The sequence below is a fragment of the Acinetobacter sp. SwsAc5 genome (assembly GCF_013391485.1).
Classification (GTDB): Bacteria; Pseudomonadota; Gammaproteobacteria; order Pseudomonadales; family Moraxellaceae; genus Acinetobacter; species Acinetobacter towneri.
In genome coordinates this window covers 15,949-35,139 of the sequence record NZ_JACAXD010000020.1, presented here as the reverse complement: position 1 = coordinate 35,139, position 19,191 = coordinate 15,949, and the positions used below count along the sequence as shown (strand labels likewise).

General features: G+C 36.6%; 17 protein-coding genes. 3 read left to right on the top strand and 14 right to left on the bottom strand.

The window, feature by feature from the left end; translation table 11 throughout:
- Positions 1-80: 80 nt before the first annotated feature.
- A complete protein-coding gene (locus HYG89_RS11540; RefSeq protein WP_178867596.1) occupies positions 81-2,057 on the bottom strand; it encodes an acyltransferase family protein in 1,977 nt (658 codons plus the stop codon).
- A 224-nt stretch (positions 2,058-2,281) separates the two neighbouring features.
- Between HYG89_RS11540 and HYG89_RS11535 the strand changes: the two genes are divergently transcribed.
- Positions 2,282-3,367 carry a glycosyltransferase gene (locus tag HYG89_RS11535; protein ID WP_178867594.1) on the top strand — a complete coding sequence of 362 codons (1,086 nt, stop codon included), beginning with the start codon at positions 2,282-2,284 and terminating at the stop codon, positions 3,365-3,367.
- On the opposite strand, the gene HYG89_RS11530 is transcribed toward HYG89_RS11535, so the two are convergent.
- From HYG89_RS11530 to HYG89_RS11485, 10 genes are read right to left on the bottom strand one after another with little or no spacing between them, the layout of a single operon-like run.
- Positions 3,351-4,184, bottom strand: a complete 834-nt coding sequence (locus tag HYG89_RS11530) for a glycosyltransferase (protein WP_178867592.1) — start codon at positions 4,182-4,184, stop codon at positions 3,351-3,353. The two genes, HYG89_RS11535 and HYG89_RS11530, sit on opposite strands and share 17 nt — an antisense overlap.
- Positions 4,184-5,311 carry a DegT/DnrJ/EryC1/StrS aminotransferase family protein gene (locus tag HYG89_RS11525; RefSeq protein WP_178867590.1) on the bottom strand — a complete coding sequence of 376 codons (1,128 nt, stop codon included), beginning with the start codon at positions 5,309-5,311 and terminating at the stop codon, positions 4,184-4,186. The genes HYG89_RS11530 and HYG89_RS11525 overlap by 1 nt, the downstream gene beginning before the upstream one ends.
- Positions 5,308-6,162 carry a WxcM-like domain-containing protein gene (locus tag HYG89_RS11520; protein WP_178867588.1) on the bottom strand — a complete coding sequence of 285 codons (855 nt, stop codon included), beginning with the start codon at positions 6,160-6,162 and terminating at the stop codon, positions 5,308-5,310. The genes HYG89_RS11525 and HYG89_RS11520 overlap by 4 nt, the downstream gene beginning before the upstream one ends.
- Positions 6,159-7,043, bottom strand: a complete 885-nt coding sequence (rfbA, locus tag HYG89_RS11515) for a glucose-1-phosphate thymidylyltransferase RfbA (RefSeq protein ID WP_178867586.1) — start codon at positions 7,041-7,043, stop codon at positions 6,159-6,161. Before rfbA ends, HYG89_RS11520 begins: the two co-directional genes overlap by 4 nt.
- Positions 7,043-8,101, bottom strand: coding sequence for a dTDP-glucose 4,6-dehydratase (rfbB, locus tag HYG89_RS11510; protein ID WP_178867584.1), 1,059 nt, complete (start codon positions 8,099-8,101; stop codon positions 7,043-7,045). The genes rfbA and rfbB overlap by 1 nt, the downstream gene beginning before the upstream one ends.
- A gap of 30 nt (positions 8,102-8,131) precedes the next feature.
- Positions 8,132-9,196: a glycosyltransferase family 4 protein gene (locus HYG89_RS11505; RefSeq protein WP_178867582.1), complete on the bottom strand. Its 1,065-nt coding sequence runs from the start codon at positions 9,194-9,196 to the stop codon at positions 8,132-8,134.
- Positions 9,193-10,221: an ELM1/GtrOC1 family putative glycosyltransferase gene (locus tag HYG89_RS11500; RefSeq protein ID WP_178867581.1), complete on the bottom strand. Its 1,029-nt coding sequence runs from the start codon at positions 10,219-10,221 to the stop codon at positions 9,193-9,195. Before HYG89_RS11500 ends, HYG89_RS11505 begins: the two co-directional genes overlap by 4 nt.
- Entirely contained in the window at positions 10,214-11,209 is a 996-nt protein-coding gene (locus HYG89_RS11495) for a glycosyltransferase (RefSeq protein WP_178867578.1), read from the bottom strand. Before HYG89_RS11495 ends, HYG89_RS11500 begins: the two co-directional genes overlap by 8 nt.
- A 1-nt stretch (position 11,210) precedes the next feature.
- A complete protein-coding gene (locus HYG89_RS11490; protein ID WP_178867576.1) occupies positions 11,211-12,017 on the bottom strand; it encodes a polysaccharide deacetylase family protein in 807 nt (268 codons plus the stop codon).
- Positions 12,018-12,030: 13 nt separating this feature from the next.
- Positions 12,031-12,921, bottom strand: coding sequence for a mitochondrial fission ELM1 family protein (locus HYG89_RS11485; RefSeq protein ID WP_178867574.1), 891 nt, complete (start codon positions 12,919-12,921; stop codon positions 12,031-12,033).
- A gap of 177 nt (positions 12,922-13,098) precedes the next feature.
- Between HYG89_RS11485 and HYG89_RS11480 the strand changes: the two genes are divergently transcribed.
- A complete protein-coding gene (locus tag HYG89_RS11480; RefSeq protein ID WP_178867572.1) occupies positions 13,099-14,268 on the top strand; it encodes a nucleotide sugar dehydrogenase in 1,170 nt (389 codons plus the stop codon).
- Between the two features lie 374 nt (positions 14,269-14,642).
- Here the strand turns inward: HYG89_RS11480 and ilvC are convergent, their stop codons facing one another.
- The 3 genes from ilvC to HYG89_RS11465 form a co-directional block, all read right to left on the bottom strand.
- Positions 14,643-15,659, bottom strand: a complete 1,017-nt coding sequence (gene ilvC, locus HYG89_RS11475; RefSeq protein WP_004974988.1) for a ketol-acid reductoisomerase — start codon at positions 15,657-15,659, stop codon at positions 14,643-14,645.
- Between the two features lie 127 nt (positions 15,660-15,786).
- Positions 15,787-16,278: an acetolactate synthase small subunit gene (ilvN, locus tag HYG89_RS11470; RefSeq protein WP_004974986.1), complete on the bottom strand. Its 492-nt coding sequence runs from the start codon at positions 16,276-16,278 to the stop codon at positions 15,787-15,789.
- Complete coding sequence (locus HYG89_RS11465) at positions 16,275-18,002, bottom strand: acetolactate synthase 3 large subunit (RefSeq protein ID WP_178867570.1); 1,728 nt, start codon at positions 18,000-18,002, stop codon at positions 16,275-16,277. The genes ilvN and HYG89_RS11465 overlap by 4 nt, the downstream gene beginning before the upstream one ends.
- Positions 18,003-18,721: 719 nt before the next feature.
- Between HYG89_RS11465 and HYG89_RS11460 the strand changes: the two genes are divergently transcribed.
- Positions 18,722-19,105, top strand: coding sequence for a DUF4124 domain-containing protein (locus HYG89_RS11460; protein WP_178867568.1), 384 nt, complete (start codon positions 18,722-18,724; stop codon positions 19,103-19,105).
- Positions 19,106-19,191: the final 86 nt, after the last annotated feature.

Sequence of the window (19,191 nt, the reverse complement as noted above, 5' to 3'; positions counted from 1 at the left end):
GCTTATAAATTTATAAATATAAGTAAATAGCCTAAAAGAGGTCTAGGCTATTTACCCATATAAATAATGCAAGATGTTTATTATTTAAGCGGGTTTTCTCTTATTTCCAAATACTCTTTACCTAGTTCTTTCGCTCCAACATAGGATAAATGATTATTATCTTTATCACGATATAATGGAATATTATTTAAACTAGTATTACAAGAAATTTGATCACACAATAATGTATTAAGATTAACAATTTCTAGCTTTGGAAATTTAATCTTTAGACGATCAATAACTTCTAAATATTGTCTATCTCGCAACTTTATATCATCAACAGAAATTACACAGTTTCTAGTTAAATCAAGTGATTTAACCCTCACATCACAATTAGCTTTAACTTTATTTAACTCAGGCACATCCAATATTAAGATAACTCTATCACTTGCTTTAGAAATATTATCAAGAGCACGTACCATTCCATCTTCAAATACTTCATTATTAGCTCTACCCGTACCATCAATCAGCTTAACTTTATCCGTTAAATAAGTTGAAAAATATCCAGAAACTATAGTTATGGAATAATGATTATCTTGTAAAAGTAAAGTTAAACTATCATTTCTCGCCTTAAATTGAGACTGAAGTACATATTCATGATTTGCTTTTCTTTCAAATAATTCCACAGAAGGTAGATACAGTGTCGTGCTTTGAGTTGGATCATAGCCTCTTAAATTTAAGTCCTTGGCCCAAAAATCTACAGCACCTACCAAACTATTCGCATGTGAATCGCCAAGCAATATAAAGTCAATCTTTTCCCTATTTCCATTACCTAAAACACATAATGATGAATCAGGTAAAATTGCTTTATTTTTTGGAAAATCATGACAATCTTTTCTAACTACATGAGCAGCTGACTGCAATGCCGCGACTTGAGTGTTTACATGTTCATTAAATCTTTGAGGAAAACCAGAAGTATATTTAACAATCCCTGCTATAGCAGAAAGCCCTACGCTCGGTAATAAAAAACCTATTAAAATAACTCTTTTATTAGACCATACCATCCAACTCTTTGCTGGAAGTTCAATATACCTATAGGTAAGATAAGCTAAACATATTGTCGCAACCAAAATTAAAATCTGAATGATTGGATCTTTTTCTATCAAATAAATATTACAAAAAACAATGAGAGGCCAATGCCACAAATACATAGGATAAGAAACCTTTCCAAGCCAAATAGAATAGGAATTCCCCAAGATAAAACTTTTTTTATCCGCGATCTGACTTAAATAGATAATAAGTGCTGTAGCCAGACAAGGAACCAAGGCATTCAAACCAGGAAATTTGGTCTGCTGATTAAACAGCATCGCTGTTGCAAATAAGCATAAAACACCTGAGTAAATACCAATTTGTATAAATATTTCTTTTAATTTTATCTTCGGCAAAAAGCAAATCAAAGCACCTAAAAACATTTCACAGGCACGAACTGGCATTTTATAGTAGGCTTTACCGGCATTTTTCAATATTTGTTGCTCTGCATAAAATACAGACAGCATAATTAAACTTATAACAATCCATATCAGCCATTTTCCATTTATTTTTTTTATCAAGAACAATAAAAGTAAAGGCCAAAATAAATAAAACTGCTCCTCAATCCCTAATGACCATAAGTGAAGTAAAGGCACCTCCTCAACACTTGTTGAGAAATATCCGCCAACCTCTTTACGCATGTATACATTTGCCATTAAGAAAGTTGAATAAAGTACACTCTCAAAATACGAAATCAACTCATGTGGAAGCATAAGTAAAGAACTGATAATAGAAACTGCCACAAGCATAGTAAAAAATGCTGGTGCAAGTCGTATTACTCTTTTTTTGTAAAAATGGCCTAGACTAAAACGATTTTCACGCATTTCTTTATACATGATAGAAGTAATCAAATATCCAGAAATAACAAAAAAAATGTCTACTCCAATAAATCCCCCTTGAAACAAGCTGATATTAAGATGATTAAAAATTACAAAGAGGACTGCTATTGCCCTTAAGCCATCAATATCAGCATTATACCTTATACTCATATACAACTAGCCAATCAAAAATTTTTGCTTATTCTATTCGCTTGGTTACTATTTACAACAATAATTTTACCAGTGACAAATAACCTGACCTGATTAATATGCAGATAAAGTACTATTTAATCTACGATTTTTAGAATAGACTTAAAAGTAATATTTTAAAGTGTAATTTACAAAAATAATCTTGCTGATATACTAATGACAACAACCTACTATTGCTAAAAAAAATGTCAAAAATCTTGTTTATTATCGACCACTTAGGCCGTGGAGGTGCAGAAAGGATTACACTGCAACTTGCTGAATACCTGGCAAAACAAGATCATATTATTTATTTAGCTGTCCTGAATGGACAACGTAATCACTATCATTGTTCTCCCCTTGTCCACTATATGGATCTGCAAATAGCTGAATCCTTTGCTTACGGTAAAATGTGGAAAAATAAAATCTTGACATTAGCAGAACAAGACAAAATTTCTCTGTTACTAAATCACAATTTTGATCTAATTGTGACAGGTTATAATAATGGTCATTGGTTATCTCCCTATTTGAAAGGAAATGTATGGCACTGGATCCATGGCGACCTTTTAGAAGTTCGTAAATTTAATAACCGTTTGAAGCAACTGAAAGAACACTTACGTTTTTTCAAAAATAAAAGGAAATTTTCTAAATTATTCCACAATCGAAATTTAATCACTGTTAACCGTGATCTAGAAAATAAAGCTAGAGCATACTCCAATCCAAATTCCATTAAAACGATTGCGAATGGTGTAAATATTCCATCCAAATACCTCAATCGATATCCAACAACAGAAAAAAAGTGGGAGGTCGTTTTTGTTGGAAGATTAGTCCCTATTAAACAAGTAGATCATGCGATCACAGCTTTTTCTATGTCTAATACAAATGGCAAAATGGCAATTGTTGGTGATGGCACAGAAAGACAAAAACTAGAAGAGTTGACCAAAGAATTAAAAATAGCCGATCGAGTTGATTTTTTAGGTTGGGTGGAAGAACCTTATACCGTAATGCTTCAAAGCAAGTGTTTAATGATGTCCTCATTATATGAAGGTAGCCCAGTTATATTAGCTGAATCAATCTTATTAGATGTACCAGTGGTTACCTATAACTCCTCACATGGTATTGAAGATTTGTTTTGTGCAAATATCATAAAAGATATTTTAGTAAATAAACAAAATATTCAAGATTTAGCATTCTCTTTAAGTAAATGCATACAAAAACCTTATGTTTACCCACAAATATGTAAAAATAAAGTTTCTATAAAAAATATGGCCGATAAATTTATATCGTTGATCTAATATAGTTCATTTTATTTATTATTTTCATTATATAATATTTTATAGGATTTCTTTTTTTAAACCTCTCTCTTAAAATAGTTCTATTTAATCTATAATTTACATAAGAATAATATGGCTCGTGCTTAAATTTTTCAAGTACCTTCTGCATTTCTATAGCCATTCGCAAACTATTTTTTGAAAAATTTGTATTATGAACCCTATATTTTGCAAGTTTTTCAGGAATATAAGCTAACTTATATTTTTTTTGAAGTAATCTCAATAGCAAATCCCAATCTTCAATTTTTATATTTGGATCAAACCCATCAATATCTTTTAGAACTGACAACAAATACATTTGAGTTAGTGCAGGTAAGTCATGTTTAGATTTAATGACATCCTCAAAAGTATATTCTGTAATTTGAGAGACTCTTTCACCAACAACCTCACCTTGATCATTAATAAGAAAAATCCCTCCAAATACACCTGTTATATCGGCATGATTTTCTAAGTATTTAACCTGTATAAAGGTTTTTTGAGGCAACATAAGGTCATCAGATGCAATAAAACTGACATATTTACCATGACAATGCGTTAATGCTTCATTTAAAGTTGCACACACACCCTTATTCGGACGCGTAGTAAAATAAACTCTCTCAAACCGTTTTTGACATATTGGTAACATTGCTTTAATTTTAGCAACAGAAAGGTCTATTGAGCCATCATCAATAATGATGAGTTCAATACGCTCATACGTTTGATCAATGATGCTCTGGATAGTGTCTTCAATAAAACACTCATGATTATAGCAAGGGATTACAATTGAAACTAAAGGTTGCATTAAACACCACCTTTGAGTGTAAATGCATTGCACAATTCAATCACTTTCAATGTATCTTTCAGCTTTTGCGTTGGACCAATTGGCAAACTAAGAACCTGCTGATGAATGAGTTCCGTTAATGGAAAATTTAGATTATTCCATTCCTTATATGCGTGTTGTTTATGTGGTGGAATCGGATAATGGATTAATGTTTGAACACCATGATCTAATAGATATTTTTGCAAAGCATCACGTTGATTAGTGCGAATTACAAATAAATGCCAAACATGCTGCATATAGGATTCAGCATTAACATCGCCTAATGGCAGTTGAATTAGTGGATTTTTGATTCCATTTAAATATAAGCCTGCGATGTGACGTCTATGTTGAGTTTCTTGCTCCAAATATTTTAGCTTAATATCAAGCATCGCTGCCTGAATTTCATCTAACCGACTATTCACACCAGGAACTAAATTTTTATACTTTTCATGCGAGCCATAGTTACGCAATGCTTTTAACATGGTCGCTAATTCTGCATCATTCGTCGTAACGGCACCCGCATCACCTAGTGCACCTAAATTTTTTCCAGGGTAAAAACTAAAACCTGAAGCATCCCCCCAGTTTCCTGCTTTTTTACCTTGTATTTGTGCCCCGTGGCTTTGCGCTGAATCTTCTAAAACCAATAAATTGTGTTGTTTAGCAATTTGCATAATTTCTGGCATCTCTGCCAATTGACCATACAAATGGACAGGTAAAATCACTTTGGTTTTAGCCGTTATTGCTTCTTTTATTTTTATAGGATCAATATTGTAGGTAGAAATATTTGGCTCAACTAAAACTGGCGTCAAGTTATTTGCTGTAATGGCAAGAATGCTAGCAATATACGTATTCGATGGAACAATAACTTCATCTCCATCTTTAAGTTTGCCTAACTCTTTCCATGCACGTAGTGTCAGAATCAACGCATCCAAGCCATTTGCAACACCAATTGCAAACTGTGCACCACAATATTCAGCAAAGTTCTTTTCAAAACTTTCTAACTCTTCACCACCAATATACCAACCTGAATCAATCACTCGCGTACAAGCCGTAATCAACTCTTCACGATACTGCTGATTGATATTTTTTAAATCAAGGAAAGGGATCATTCTATATAACCTTTAATAAATGCTGGATTACCAATGACTATTGCATTTTCTGGCACATCTTTAGTCACAACAGCACCAGCACCTACTAATGCATTTTTACCAATTTTTATTCCAGGCAATATAGTCGCATTTGCACCGATACTTGCACCTTCCGCAATTACTGTTTTAGCGAAAGAGTCAGGATATTGTTTCGATCTTGGTTTTTTATCATTGGTAAATGCAACACATGGGCCAATAAAAACATTATCTTCTAACGTGATTCCATCCCATACATAGACACCTGATTTTATGGTGACATTGTTGCCAATGATGACATCATTTTCAATGAGGGTATGCGCACAAATATTACAATTCTCACCAATCATTGCATTCTGTAAAACGACACTAAATTGCCAAATTTTGGTTTTCTGACCAATTTTTTGGGATTTCACATCTGCCAAAGGATGAATAAATGGCTTATGTACTTCTTTTAAAAATTCTTGATAATGACGAATATAATCAGATTCATCATAATGTTCACTTGCCAGCACCAGCAATACACAATCTTCTGAAAAATCATGCATTTCTCGCCAAGTTAGCGCATCAATATAAAGACCTTGTGTTGGTGAGTTAAGCGTTACTTCTTCTCTAGTATGCCCATTATCTAAAATAAAACGACAACTTCCTTTGACGCACACCGCGACTTGCTTTAAATCGATATGTGCATGAAAGCCACGAGACTGATTGGTTGTATTAAAAATATAATACAAACGCTTAATCTCAAAAGGAATGGATTGATTAGACTCTATTGCAACCAATCCCCCTCGCTGATCTCCCAAACTCGGCAAATCAATTAGTTTTATTAAACTCATATTAATTCATTCACCAATGAAATTAGATATTGACCATAGTCATTTTTACTCATGCTCTGACCAATTTCTAAAACCTGTTCTTTACTGAGCCAGCCATTATTCAAGGCAATTTCTTCTAAACACGCCACTTTATAGCCCTGACGTTTTTCAATGGTTTCTACAAACTGTGCTGCCTCTAGCAAACTTGAATGCGTACCTGTATCCAACCATGCAAAACCACGTCCAAGTAACTCTACATTTAAATCACCACGTTCTAAATACATCTGATTAACGGTAGTAATCTCTAACTCTCCACGCTCAGAAGGCTTCACTTGTTTCGCAATTTGAATCACATCATTGTCATAAAAATACAAACCGGTGACTGCAAAGTGAGATTTAGGTTGTTTAGGTTTTTCTTCTAGAGAAATTGCACGTTTCTGCTCATCAAATTCAACCACACCAAAACGCTCAGGGTCTTTCACCTGATAGCCAAATACCGTTGCACCTTTTTGACGTGCGACGGCTTGACGGAGCATTGGAGTAAAACCTTGACCGTAAAAAATATTGTCGCCAAGCACTAAACAAACATTACTGTTTCCAATAAAGTCCTCACCAATAATAAATGCTTGTGCTAAACCATCTGGACTAGGTTGGACGGCATATTCAAGCTGAATTCCAAATTGAGCACCATCACCCAATAAACGCTTAAATCCATCAATGTCTTCAGGAGTGCTAATAATGAGTACTTCACGAATACCAGCAAGCATCAGCACTGAAAGCGGGTAATACACCATTGGCTTGTCATGAATAGGCAATAATTGCTTAGATACACCCTTAGTAATGGGATATAAACGTGTACCTGAACCGCCAGCTAAAATAATACCTTTTGTTGTATTTGACATTATGAATTTACACCTAATCTTTCGCGTTGGTAACTACCATCTTGCACTCGATGACACCAGTCTAAATTATTTAAATACCATTGCACCGTTTTACGAATTCCAGTTTCAAAAGTTTCTGCAGGTGTCCAACCTAATTCATTTTGAATTTTTGTAGCATCAATCGCATAGCGTAAGTCATGCCCAGGGCGGTCTTTTACAAACGTAATCAATGACTCATACGCTTGACCGTTGGCTTGTGGTTTTAGCTCATCCAAAATTTTACAAATAGTTTTGACTACTTCAATATTCTGCTTTTCATTATGCCCACCAATATTGTAGGTTTCACCCACCACACCCTCGGTCACCACTTTATATAAAGCACGTGCATGATCTTCTACAAATAACCAATCCCGAATTTGCTGACCATTACCATATACAGGTAAAGGTTTAGCATCCAGTGCATTTAGAATCACCAATGGAATTAATTTTTCAGGAAAATGATAAGGCCCATAATTATTTGAGCAGTTGGTGACTATAACAGGTAGGCCATAAGTTCTGTGCCAAGCACGTACTAAATGGTCTGAACTGGCTTTAGAGGCAGAATATGGAGAGCTTGGCGCGTATGAATTTGTTTCAGTAAATAAATCTGTCGTGCCTTCTAAATCACCATAAACCTCATCAGTTGAAATATGATGAAAACGAAAATTTTGTTGAGCTTCGGCATCAAGCCCCATCCAATACTTTCGAGCGGCTTCCAATAAAGTATATGTTCCCACAATATTGGTTTGAATAAATGCTGCTGGACCATCAATTGAGCGGTCTACATGTGACTCCGCAGCTAAATGCATAATTGCATTAGGCTGAAATGCATCTATTGCTGCTGTAATTTGTTCTGTATCACAAATATCAATTTGTTTGAACTCATAGTTCGAGTGTTGATCAATTTCTTTTAACGATTCTAAATTACCCGCATAAGTCAGTTTATCGATATTCAGAACTTGGTTATTGGTATTTTGAATAATATGGCGAATAACAGCTGAGCCAATAAATCCTGCACCGCCTGTAACTAAAATTTTCATAGCCAACCCAAATAAACCATAATGACATTATTAAATATATGTAGAATCAAGAAAAGTGATCAGCTTATCCGCGACTTTGCAAAATTGATATTCATTTTTAGCATCTTGGTGTCCAAGATGTGCAATTCTACTAATTTGCTCAGGGGATTCAATCAAAATAATTAGATTATTAACTAGATCTTGAACATCTCCGCATTTTGTCATCAAACCATTTTCACCTTGTCGAATAATTTGCTGGACACTAATATGATCACTTGCAACAACAGGTATCCCCCAAGCAAAAGCATCTAATATAGCCAATGGTTGGGTATCATTCATTGTAGGAACAATTGCAATATCAATATCTTTATAAAATTTTCTTTTTTGTTCTCCGCTAATCCAGCCTAAAAACTCTACTTCACTCTCCAAATTCAAATCTTTAACTTGCTGAAATAAAAACTCTTTCTGTTCACCATCCCCTGCAATCAACAACTTGACCATGTATCCTTTTTGCTTTAACTGCTCCACAGCAGAAATTGCTATATGCGTACCCTTGTATTCAACCAAGCGTGTCATAACCCCAAAGACCACGGGTTCCCCAAAATTTTTAGCAAAAGAAGGTTCATCATCTGGCAAATGTATTAGATTTGGAATAACTGCTTGTGGTTTTTGACTCAAATCCACACCCTTCTTTTTAGCGACCTCAGCAACACACTGCGCCACATAAGGAGTAATATGAATAAATCCATCTGCACGCAATGTTCTTTTCACGTTATGACTATGATTCATCGCAATAACAGGGCATTTAATTTGTGAAAAAAACATCGCATTTTTAAATAAGTAAACAGCACGTCCACTATGGGCGATTACAACATCAGGTCGATAAGAGCGTAACCATAAAGCTAGTTTTACTGCTGCGATCAAATCATAAAACCCTGAACTGTTGAGTAAAAACTTTGGGTAATTTTCAGATTTTAACTTTTTATTTTCATCACCATACACCAAAATACCTTCATGCCCCTGACTTGCTAATGCATCAAAAGTGTTCAGCATTGCTTGCCAACGCCCACCTGAAGCATCCCCATAAACTGTGTGAACTATTTTTAATTTTTTCAAGAGAATAACCTTTCGTTAAGCAACTCTGCCAACTTTTCACTTGGCTCATAATCTAATACTTTCAACTTTTCTATAACACCACTAGCTCTATCAACTTCAGAAATTGGAATTAGTTGGATAAAACTTTGCTTCTGCAAATGTGTTAAAACTCCTTGAAATTTAGTATCTGGTTTAAAGCATTCTGGATGATAAACTACCAATTTTCTTTGAGCAGCTAGACTCTCCATCATCATAGACATAGAGTCCGCTCCACAAAATACCGTCTCACTCAAACCGAAAAAGGCATGTAAAACTTGACGAGGTTGCTCACACCACCATACAGCATCTATGATATTTTCAGATTTCAATATTCCTTTTAAAACTTTTTCTGCCTCTACACCTGTACGCCTAGAAGTACTAACAAACCAAGAAATATTGTTTTGCTCGGCCAATGAATTCATTTGCTTAGCTAAATTTTCCCAATCTGATGTCGTATATTTAGCTCCGGCCCCATCTCCACCAACTAACATAGTCCAAACAGCACCTTTTATATCTGAATGTTCTTTTACCCAGTTTTTTGATGCAAGCGATAAAATTCTTTGACTTAAAGGCATTGCAGACACTGTTAAACTTATAAAAGGTGGAAGCATATTTGGCTCTAAAACCAATACGACATCGAATAAATCTTTTTTTAAATGCCTCAAAGATCCACAGAAAATATTTTTAGCACATTTTGCTCTAGCTAACCAAGCCACAGCATAAGATACATTCCCACCAGCTCCAATCACGATATCTGGCTGATTATTAGGTAGTAAAGAAAGTCTATAAAAATATTTAATTTTTGATAGCTTTGGAATATTCAAATTTAATATAAATGCTAATAGTCGACGTAAATAACTATTTCTCAGTTTTAAATCGATCCAATAAACATCCAAATCAAATAGTATTTCTAATGCAAAAAGCACCCCTTTGGACTGATTAAAATGTCCAGGTATGCCATCACTAACCACCCATACTATTTTCTTTTGTTTCACTTTTTTAACCACGTATTAGTTCCTGGTATACTTGAACAGTATGCTCAAGCATGGCATCAATAGTAAGATTCTGCTTAGCCAATTCATAAATTGGTTTAAAAGACTGCTCTAGATCTTTAAAATTGGAAAAATGCTTTTCAATTAAATTATGTAATGCTAAAACATCTTGTATTGGGCATATAAATTCAAAAGGCAAAATATCAGAAACCATGCCAACATTCGTAGAAATGACTGGACGATTCGAAAGCAATGCTTCTGATAATGTGTATGGCCCACCTTCATTTCTAGAAGAAATTACTAAAATATCTGATTTATATAGCAACTCATTGACGTCACTTCTATGTCCTAATAATTGAATGTTTTGCTGTAAACCTAACAAATCAATTTGTTGTTGCAGGCTTTCTCTATCTGGTCCATCACCTATTATAATTAAGTTTGCAGAAATACCTTGCCATGCTTCTATTAAAAGATCGAAACCTTTTGCTGGCACTAATCGCCCAATTGCTAAAGCCTGTATATTGCTATTAATTTTTTTTTCAGAAACTTCATTTTTAGGTACACTTACTCCATTTAAAACGACTCTAACTTTCTGTTGATTTGAAAATTGATTCGCTACACTCTGACTTACCGCTATTACTCTATCAAATTTTTCAAATGCTGTTATATTCCTCTTAAAATTATGCAAAGTTGCTACACTTGGAATTTTTAACCACGTTAAAAATGGAGCAATCATAGTTACAGCTTTATTTGCATGTACGTGTAAAACATCTGCTCTGATTGATTTAACAAGATGATACAGTTGCCATAATAAAATAAGATTCCTACGCCCCTTGCTTAAATCTAATGCTTTAAAATCAACTCCATCAACTCGGGATTGGTATTTTTCATGAGCAATTAAAGTAACTTTATGACCATACTTAACTAGGCCATTCGCTAACTCAACAACATGCTTTTCCAAACCACCATCTTCATCGCCAGCCATCACTAAACAGATATGCATCTTAATTCCGCTTCCCCAATTTCATTCGCAACTTAAAAGCAAATAATGAATCTTTTCCGCTGATTTTAATACGTTGCAACTGCATAAAATCAGGCATTTTTCCATCTATGCCTTCTTGTGTTGTTACGGCATTGCTATATCCTGCCTGCTGCGCCAAACTTACATCACGCGCTGCATAAATACCAAATGGATATGCAAAGCTATTTACAGAGCGATGAATCAAACTTTCAAGTGATTGCTTGGATTGTGTTAACTCATCTAAGCATTCAGTATCATCCAACTTTGCAAGATTCGCATGGGTCATTGTATGTGAACCAATTTCAATCAAACCAGAATTTGATAAAAATTTGACTTGTTCATCATTTAATTTAGGTTCACGGGCAAGTTCACCACTATTATGATGCGCTTTTTTGTAGGTTGACCAATCTCGATCATGTCGGTCTACCACTACATAAATCGTCGCTTTGGCTTGATATTTTTCTAAAATTGCAAAAGCATTTTCCAAGTTATCTAAATAACCATCATCAAAAGTGATTGCAACAGTTTTTGCAGGATGCTCCCCCCAATGATCTTGTAATTCCTGCATAGTTACAAAGTTAAAACCTTCTGCTTTTAACCATGCTATTTGCTTTTCAAACTCAGTAGGCTTAACTCGTAATTTATTAAACTTTGCACCATCTATATGCTCACGTACCATGTGATACATTAATATACGTGGTCTATTCCAATCTACTGCTGGCTTCCACCATGCGTACTTATAACTGAATGCGAACAACAAGATAAATAAAACAATCAGAATATAAATCACGATTAAATCACAGCTACTTGATTAAAAGATATGTTGCCACACGCTCTGCTTCTTTAAAAGCAGTCGTAGAATATAATTCAGCAATTTGTCTAGCATTCGATACAAGTTTTTGATCAATCAAATGCTGCACGGAACGCGTAATTCGATCCTCTTTCGCTCGATCTATCTGAACAAGCCCCACTTTACAGCCTGCGGTGAGTGCCTCGTATATCATAGACACACTATCTTCAGTCACCCATACTGCTTCCGCTTTTTGCATCTCTTCAAAAATCCAACCCTGCGGCGTTTCTTCAACTGGGAAAATTTGCAATTGTGAAGCAAAACTTTGCTGAGCCACTGCAGGTAAAAAATCAGCAGGTGTACGCCTAGAACTCGTCAAAATAATGTCACACTGCATGTTCTGCTGCACAATCTGCTGAATCGCAGACATCACCTTATCTGCATTCCAAATATGCCGTTTAGATGAACCACCTAACGCAATCAAAATACGGTTTGCTATGTGTCGCTGCTCATTTTCAATGGGATTCAACGCACCTTGTGTAACAATCACATTTTCCCGCTCTAGCACACCATCATGTTCAGGAATAACCACATGATCAAACCAAGATAATGGAAAATTGGGTTTCATTAAAATGACAGTTTTCGCACATGGAAAAACTTTGCCCATCAATAAAACACGTAATTGCGTATGACTACCTACTCCAAAAATATAATCAGGTGGCTGCGATACTGCAGCATGTTTTTGTTTTTTATATGCGGTCAATAAACTCAACAGTGGTAAATGATCAATTGAAATTTCTTCAAAAGTCAGATCAATATTTGTTTGCTTTTGCATTGCCTTAAAAAGACCCAATGCTTGAGAGCGATGACCTGCCTTACCATCGCTCACATATAAAATATGCATATTCACCCACCAGATCTAAAGCACGAATAGCATCATTTTACTCGATCAAAGCATTTAAAGTAAGCAAAGCTACATATCCTCAATGACTCGACATATAACCTTCACCAAACCGTCATCGAGCTTGAATAAATTTTCATCACATTAAAAATATATAAATAATAAGAAATTTGATTGAATATGAAAATCGCAATTACAGGTACAGGTTACGTCGGTTTATCTAATGCCATGATTTTTGCTCAATATCATCAAGTTGTAGCTTATGATCTACAAGCAGAAAAAATTAAATTGCTCAATCAACGCATCTCGCCCATTCGCGACCCAGAAATTTCTGATTTTTTAGCAAAACCAGAATTAAATTTTCAAGCCACACATTGCAAAGTCGATGCCTATCAACATGCAGATTTTGTGATTATTGCTACCCCTACCGACTACGACCCAGAAAACAATTACTTCAATACAAAAAGTGTTGAAGCAGTCATTCAAGATGTATTGGCTATTAATCCTCTAGCCACTATGGTGATTAAATCCACTGTACCTGTAGGCTTTACCCAACACATCAAACAAAAATATCACACCGAAAATATTATTTTTTCACCTGAATTTTTGCGCGAAGGTAAAGCGCTACATGACAACCTTTATCCTTCGAGGATTATTGTGGGTGAAAAATCAGAACGTGCCAAACTTTTTGCGAATATGCTGTTAGAAGGCTCCATCAAAAAAGACTGTCCGGTGCTGTTTACCGACGCTACCGAAGCCGAAGCGATTAAGCTATTCGCCAATACTTTTCTGGCGATGCGTGTGGCTTATTTCAATGAGTTAGATACCTATGCTCAAATCTACAACCTAGACACACGGCAAATTATTGATGGTGTCTGTTTAGACTCACGAATTGGTCAGTTTTACAACAATCCATCCTTCGGTTATGGCGGATATTGCTTGCCCAAAGACACCAAACAATTACTGGCAAACTATGCTCAAGTTCCGAGCAACTTGATTAAAGCCGTGGTAGATGCCAATCAAACCCGTCAAGAATTTATTGCAGAATCCATTCGCAAACAACAACCCAAAGTAGTTGGGATTTATCGCCTGACCATGAAAAGTGGTTCAGATAATTTCCGCGCCTCGGCTATACAAGGCGTGATGCAATATCTGAAAGCTTATGGCATAAAAGTGATTATTTATGAACCCGAATTAGATCAGAAAAAGTTTTTAAATTCTAAAGTAATTCACGATTTAGCCGAGTTTAAACAACGTGCCGATTTAATTGTCTGTAACCGTAAATGTTCACTGCTGCATGATGTGCATAACAAGGTTTATACGCGCGACGTATTTGGGATGGATGATTAGAATAATGCACAAGGACCCAAAACCCTACTGTGAATGAAGCACAAGGAGCGAAAACATTGTTCTCAGCGAAGCGCAAGGAATTCAAAGCATTGCTTTAAATGAAGCGCAAGGCACGTAGCAATATTTACTTCATACGCAAAAAACCTTATTTAATATAAGGTTTTTTTAAAGATTAAACTAAAACTTAGTTTTTATCTTTGTCTACAATCTTGTTCTCTTGAATCCCAGGTCTGAGCGAATTCTAAAGCACTGCTTTGAATGAAGCGCAAGGAGTAAAAGCACTGCTTTAGTCGTTTTAAGGCACGTAACTATAAATATAAAAAACCCACTCAAATTGAGTGGGCTTTCAAATTCAAATCGACTGATTCGAGAAATTAGTTTTTCTCTTTGTCTACGATCTTGTTCGCTTGGATCCAAGGCATCATTGCACGTAATTTGTTACCCGTAACCTCGATACCATGCGCCGCATTTTGGCGACGACGAGCTGTCATTGATGGGTAGTTCAACGCACCTTCTTGGATGAACATCTTCGCATATTCACCAGATTGAATACGTTTAAGTGCATTACGCATTGCTTCACGTGATTGTTCATTAATTACTTCAGTACCTGTTACATACTCGCCATATTCAGCATTATTAGATACTGAATAGTTCATGTCAGCGATACCGCCTTCGAACATCAAGTCAACGATCAATTTAAGCTCGTGTAAGCATTCGAAGTAAGCCATTTCTGGTGCATAACCAGCTTCAACAAGAGTTTCGAAGCCCATTTTAACCAATTCAACAGCACCACCACAAAGAACTGCTTGCTCACCAAATAAGTCAGTTTCAGTTTCTTCACGGAAAGAAGTTTCGATGATACCTGTACGACCACCGCCTACACCTGAAGCGTAAGAAAGTGCAACGTTACGTGCATTACCAGAAGCATCTTGATGAATCGCGATAAGATCAGGAACACCTGAACCACGTTGGAATTCAGAACGTACAGTGTGACCAGGTGCTTTAGGTGCAACCATGATTACATCTAAGTCTGCACGTGGAACAACTTGGTTATAAAGTACAGAGAAGCCGTGAGCAAATGCTAAAGTTGCGCCTTGCTTGATGTTTGGCTCAATCACGTCACGATAAAGTTGTGATTGGAACTCATCTGGAGTCAAAATCATAACTAAATCAGCTTGAGCAACAGCAGCAGGAACTTCAGAAACTTTAAGACCCGAATTTTCAGCTTTTTTCCAAGAAGCAGAACCAGCACGTAAACCTACAGTTACGTCTACGCCAGAATCTTTAAGGTTAAGCGCGTGCGCGTGACCTTGTGAACCGTAACCAATGATCGCTACTTTCTTAGATTGAATGATAGATAAGTCGCAGTCTTTATCGTAAAAAATTTGCATTGCTGTCTCCGCTAAAATGCTTTGGATTCCTATCTTACTCAAGTACTTGTCTATTCAGTACTTGAGTAAGCTCTCCATCCTTTGAGATGGAATGAATTCGATGAGTAAAATTAACTATGAAATTTAGTTAAATGGTTAAAACTTTTTCGCCGCGTGCGATACCTGACACACCTGAACGCACAACTTCTAAAATGGTGTTTTCAGCAATCGCGTCAATAAAACCATCTAGTTTTTCAGTTGTACCCGCAAGCTGCACCGTATAAGTCGTTGGTGTGACATCCACAATTTGACCACGGAAGATGTCTGCAGTACGTTTAATTTCAGCACGTGCAGCACCAGATGCTTTGACTTTAATCAGCATCAATTCGCGTTCAATATGCGGGCCTTCTGACAGGTCGACCACTTTAACCACTTCAACCAATTTATTCAGTTGTTTGGTGATTTGCTCAATTTTATGATCATCACCATAAGTTGTAAGCGTTAAACGTGAAAGTGTTGGGTCTTCGGTTGGCGCAACGTTTAAAGTCTCAATGTTATAACCACGTTGAGAGAATAAACCCACTAAACGAGAAAGCGCACCTGATTCGTTTTCAACGAGAACGGAAATAATGTGTCTCATTCTGTGCGCTCCCCTTTACCTAACCACATATCTTTCATGGATTGACCCGCAATTTGCATCGGATAAACGTGCTCTGTACGGTCAACCATTACGTTAATGAATACGCATTTGTCATTAATCGCCATCGCTTCTGCAAGCTTAGACTCAAGCTCATCGGCATGGTTAATTTGAATACCAACGTGACCATAAGCTTCCATCAATTTAGGGAAGTCAGGCAATGAGTCAACATAAGAACTTGAGTGACGACCTTCATAATTCATATCTTGCCATTGTTTAACCATACCTAAAGCTTGGTTATTCAAGCATAAGATCTTAACGTTTAAACCATATTGCTTACAGGTAGAAAGCTCTTGGATACACATCTGAATCGATGCTTCACCCGTGATACATACAACCTGTTGATCTGGATAAGCCAGTTTAGCCGCCATAGCATACGGTAAACCTACACCCATAGTACCTAGACCACCAGAGTTCAACCATTGACGTGGACGCTTGTACTTATAGTAGTTCGCGCCAAACATTTGGTGCTGACCTACGTCAGAAGTAATGATCGCATCACCATTGGTCACTTTGTCTAAAGCTTCAACCACTTGTTGCGGCTTCATCGTGCCATCGGTTGGTTTGTCATATTTCAAACCATGAACTTTACGCCATTCATTGATCTGATTCCACCATGCAGCAATCGCTTCAGGGTTTGGCTTGGACACATTTAATTGCTTCAATTGAACCAACATTTCCTGAAGTACAGGTTCAACCGCACCTACAATTGGAATGTGTGCCATGACAGTTTTTGAAATGGTCGCAGGGTCAATGTCAATATGAATGACTTTGGCATTTGGACAGAATTTTGCAGGGTTATTGGTTACACGGTCATCAAAACGCGCACCAATACATAAAATCACATCAGCATTATGCATGGTCATGTTGGCTTCATAAGTACCATGCATGCCCAACATACCAATAAATTGTGGATCATTACCTGGGAACGCGCCCAAGCCCATTAATGTATTGGTTACAGGGAAGCCTAAGATGTGTGCAAGTTCAGTCAATTGCTCAGAAGCATTGCCTTGTACAACACCACCGCCTGAATAAATCACAGGACGTTTGGCATTTAATAGCTCATCAATTGCTTTGCGAATTTGACCTGAGTGACCACGATGCGGCGGTTGATACGAACGCATCTTCACTTTTTCTGGGTATTCGTAAGCAAATTTTTCTGCTGGGTTGGTTGCATCCTTAGGAATATCAACCACCACAGGACCAGGACGACCTGAAGATGCAATATAGAATGCCTTCTTAATCACTGAAGGAATTTCGCTTGCATGACGCACTTGGAAACTGTGTTTTACAATCGGACGTGAAATACCCACCATATCGGTTTCTTGGAAGGCATCTTCACCAATTAAGTGTGTTGCAACCTGACCAGACAAAATCACCATTGGGATTGAGTCCATATAAGCCGTTGCAATTGGAGTTACCGTGTTGGTTGCACCAGGACCTGAAGTCACCAGCACCACACCTGTTTTACCTGTTACGCGCGAGTAGGCATCTGCCATATGACCAGCAGCTTGCTCATGGCGCACAAGGTAATGATTAATTTTGTCTTGTTGAAAGAACGCATCGTAAATATGAAGTACTGCGCCGCCTGGGTATCCAAAAACATGCTCAACGCCTTCGTCCGCCAATGCGCGAACGAGCATTTCACCACCAGATAAAAGTTCCAACGTGATTCACCCTAGTCTTGTCACTGCAAAATGGGAGACACCTGCAGTGTTTTGTTCATTAATTCCTGCACTGTTATAGCACACATATTTCATAGTTTTCATGGCAATAGGAAAAATTTCTGATCTGATTACCGTATAAGCAATATGAGATCTAAAACGTGTTGGGGTAAACACATTTTATAAGCTTTGTTCAGCTTCTCGGCTAGAGAAGTTGCCCATTGCATGACATGACACTTATTCGAAGGGTGATCGATCTAAGGCACATAAAACTAAAGTGTGCATTTTTGTAGTTTACCCGACTAAAGTCAAGTTTAAAAATCGGCTTTTTCTGCTTTATTTATAAACTGGGTATTTTTTTTACGCTTTGTGTCATCCATCACAATTTAATCCAAAGTCTAATATTTCCATATAAAACAAATAATTTCAGAGATTTGCTGAATTTTTTATAATTTTTTCATATCACATACATAAAAATAAAGAATGAATTAAAAAATATATAAATCGCTTGGTTATGATTCACCAACGCATTTCAGCTTATTTTAACTCGCAAATTGGCAAGCCAATGCTCCAATTTTGAAGAGGCAATATTGCAGATAAAAATCATCGAAAAATTGTCAATAAATCCTAGCTTCATGGGGAATTATTGCTAAAATTTAGCCAACATGATTTTTTGTAATTGGTTTTCTGCCATTTACCCTTTTTGCTCAGGACTTCCAAACATGAAAACGCCAATGATCCGCTTGAGTTGTCTTTCTGCAAGCTTGATTTTAATTTTTGCCACTAGCTCAGTTTGTGCAAAACAATATTACAAGTGGGTCGATGCAAATGGTTCAACCCATTACACCACGACACCGCCGCCAAAAACTGCCAAGAAAAAAGGTAAAGTCGACACCTATGGCTGGAGAAATTCAGCACCAACCGTTGCCACTCCTGCAAATCCTGCTGACAACCCTGCACCTACTGCTGCAAATGCAACAAACCAACAAGCGACACCAACCGCAAATCATCCTGCAGGAAATCCAGCCATGGATCAGCAACAACGTGAAGCCAATGCAGCTTTAAATCAGGCACAACAAGAACGTGCCAACCCACAAGTTTTTTAAGTTTTAAGCCACAAAGTGCGACTCGCTTAAATTTTCCTGCACAATCCAACGCGCAAAATTCAATTTAGCTGCATTTTGCGCTATGC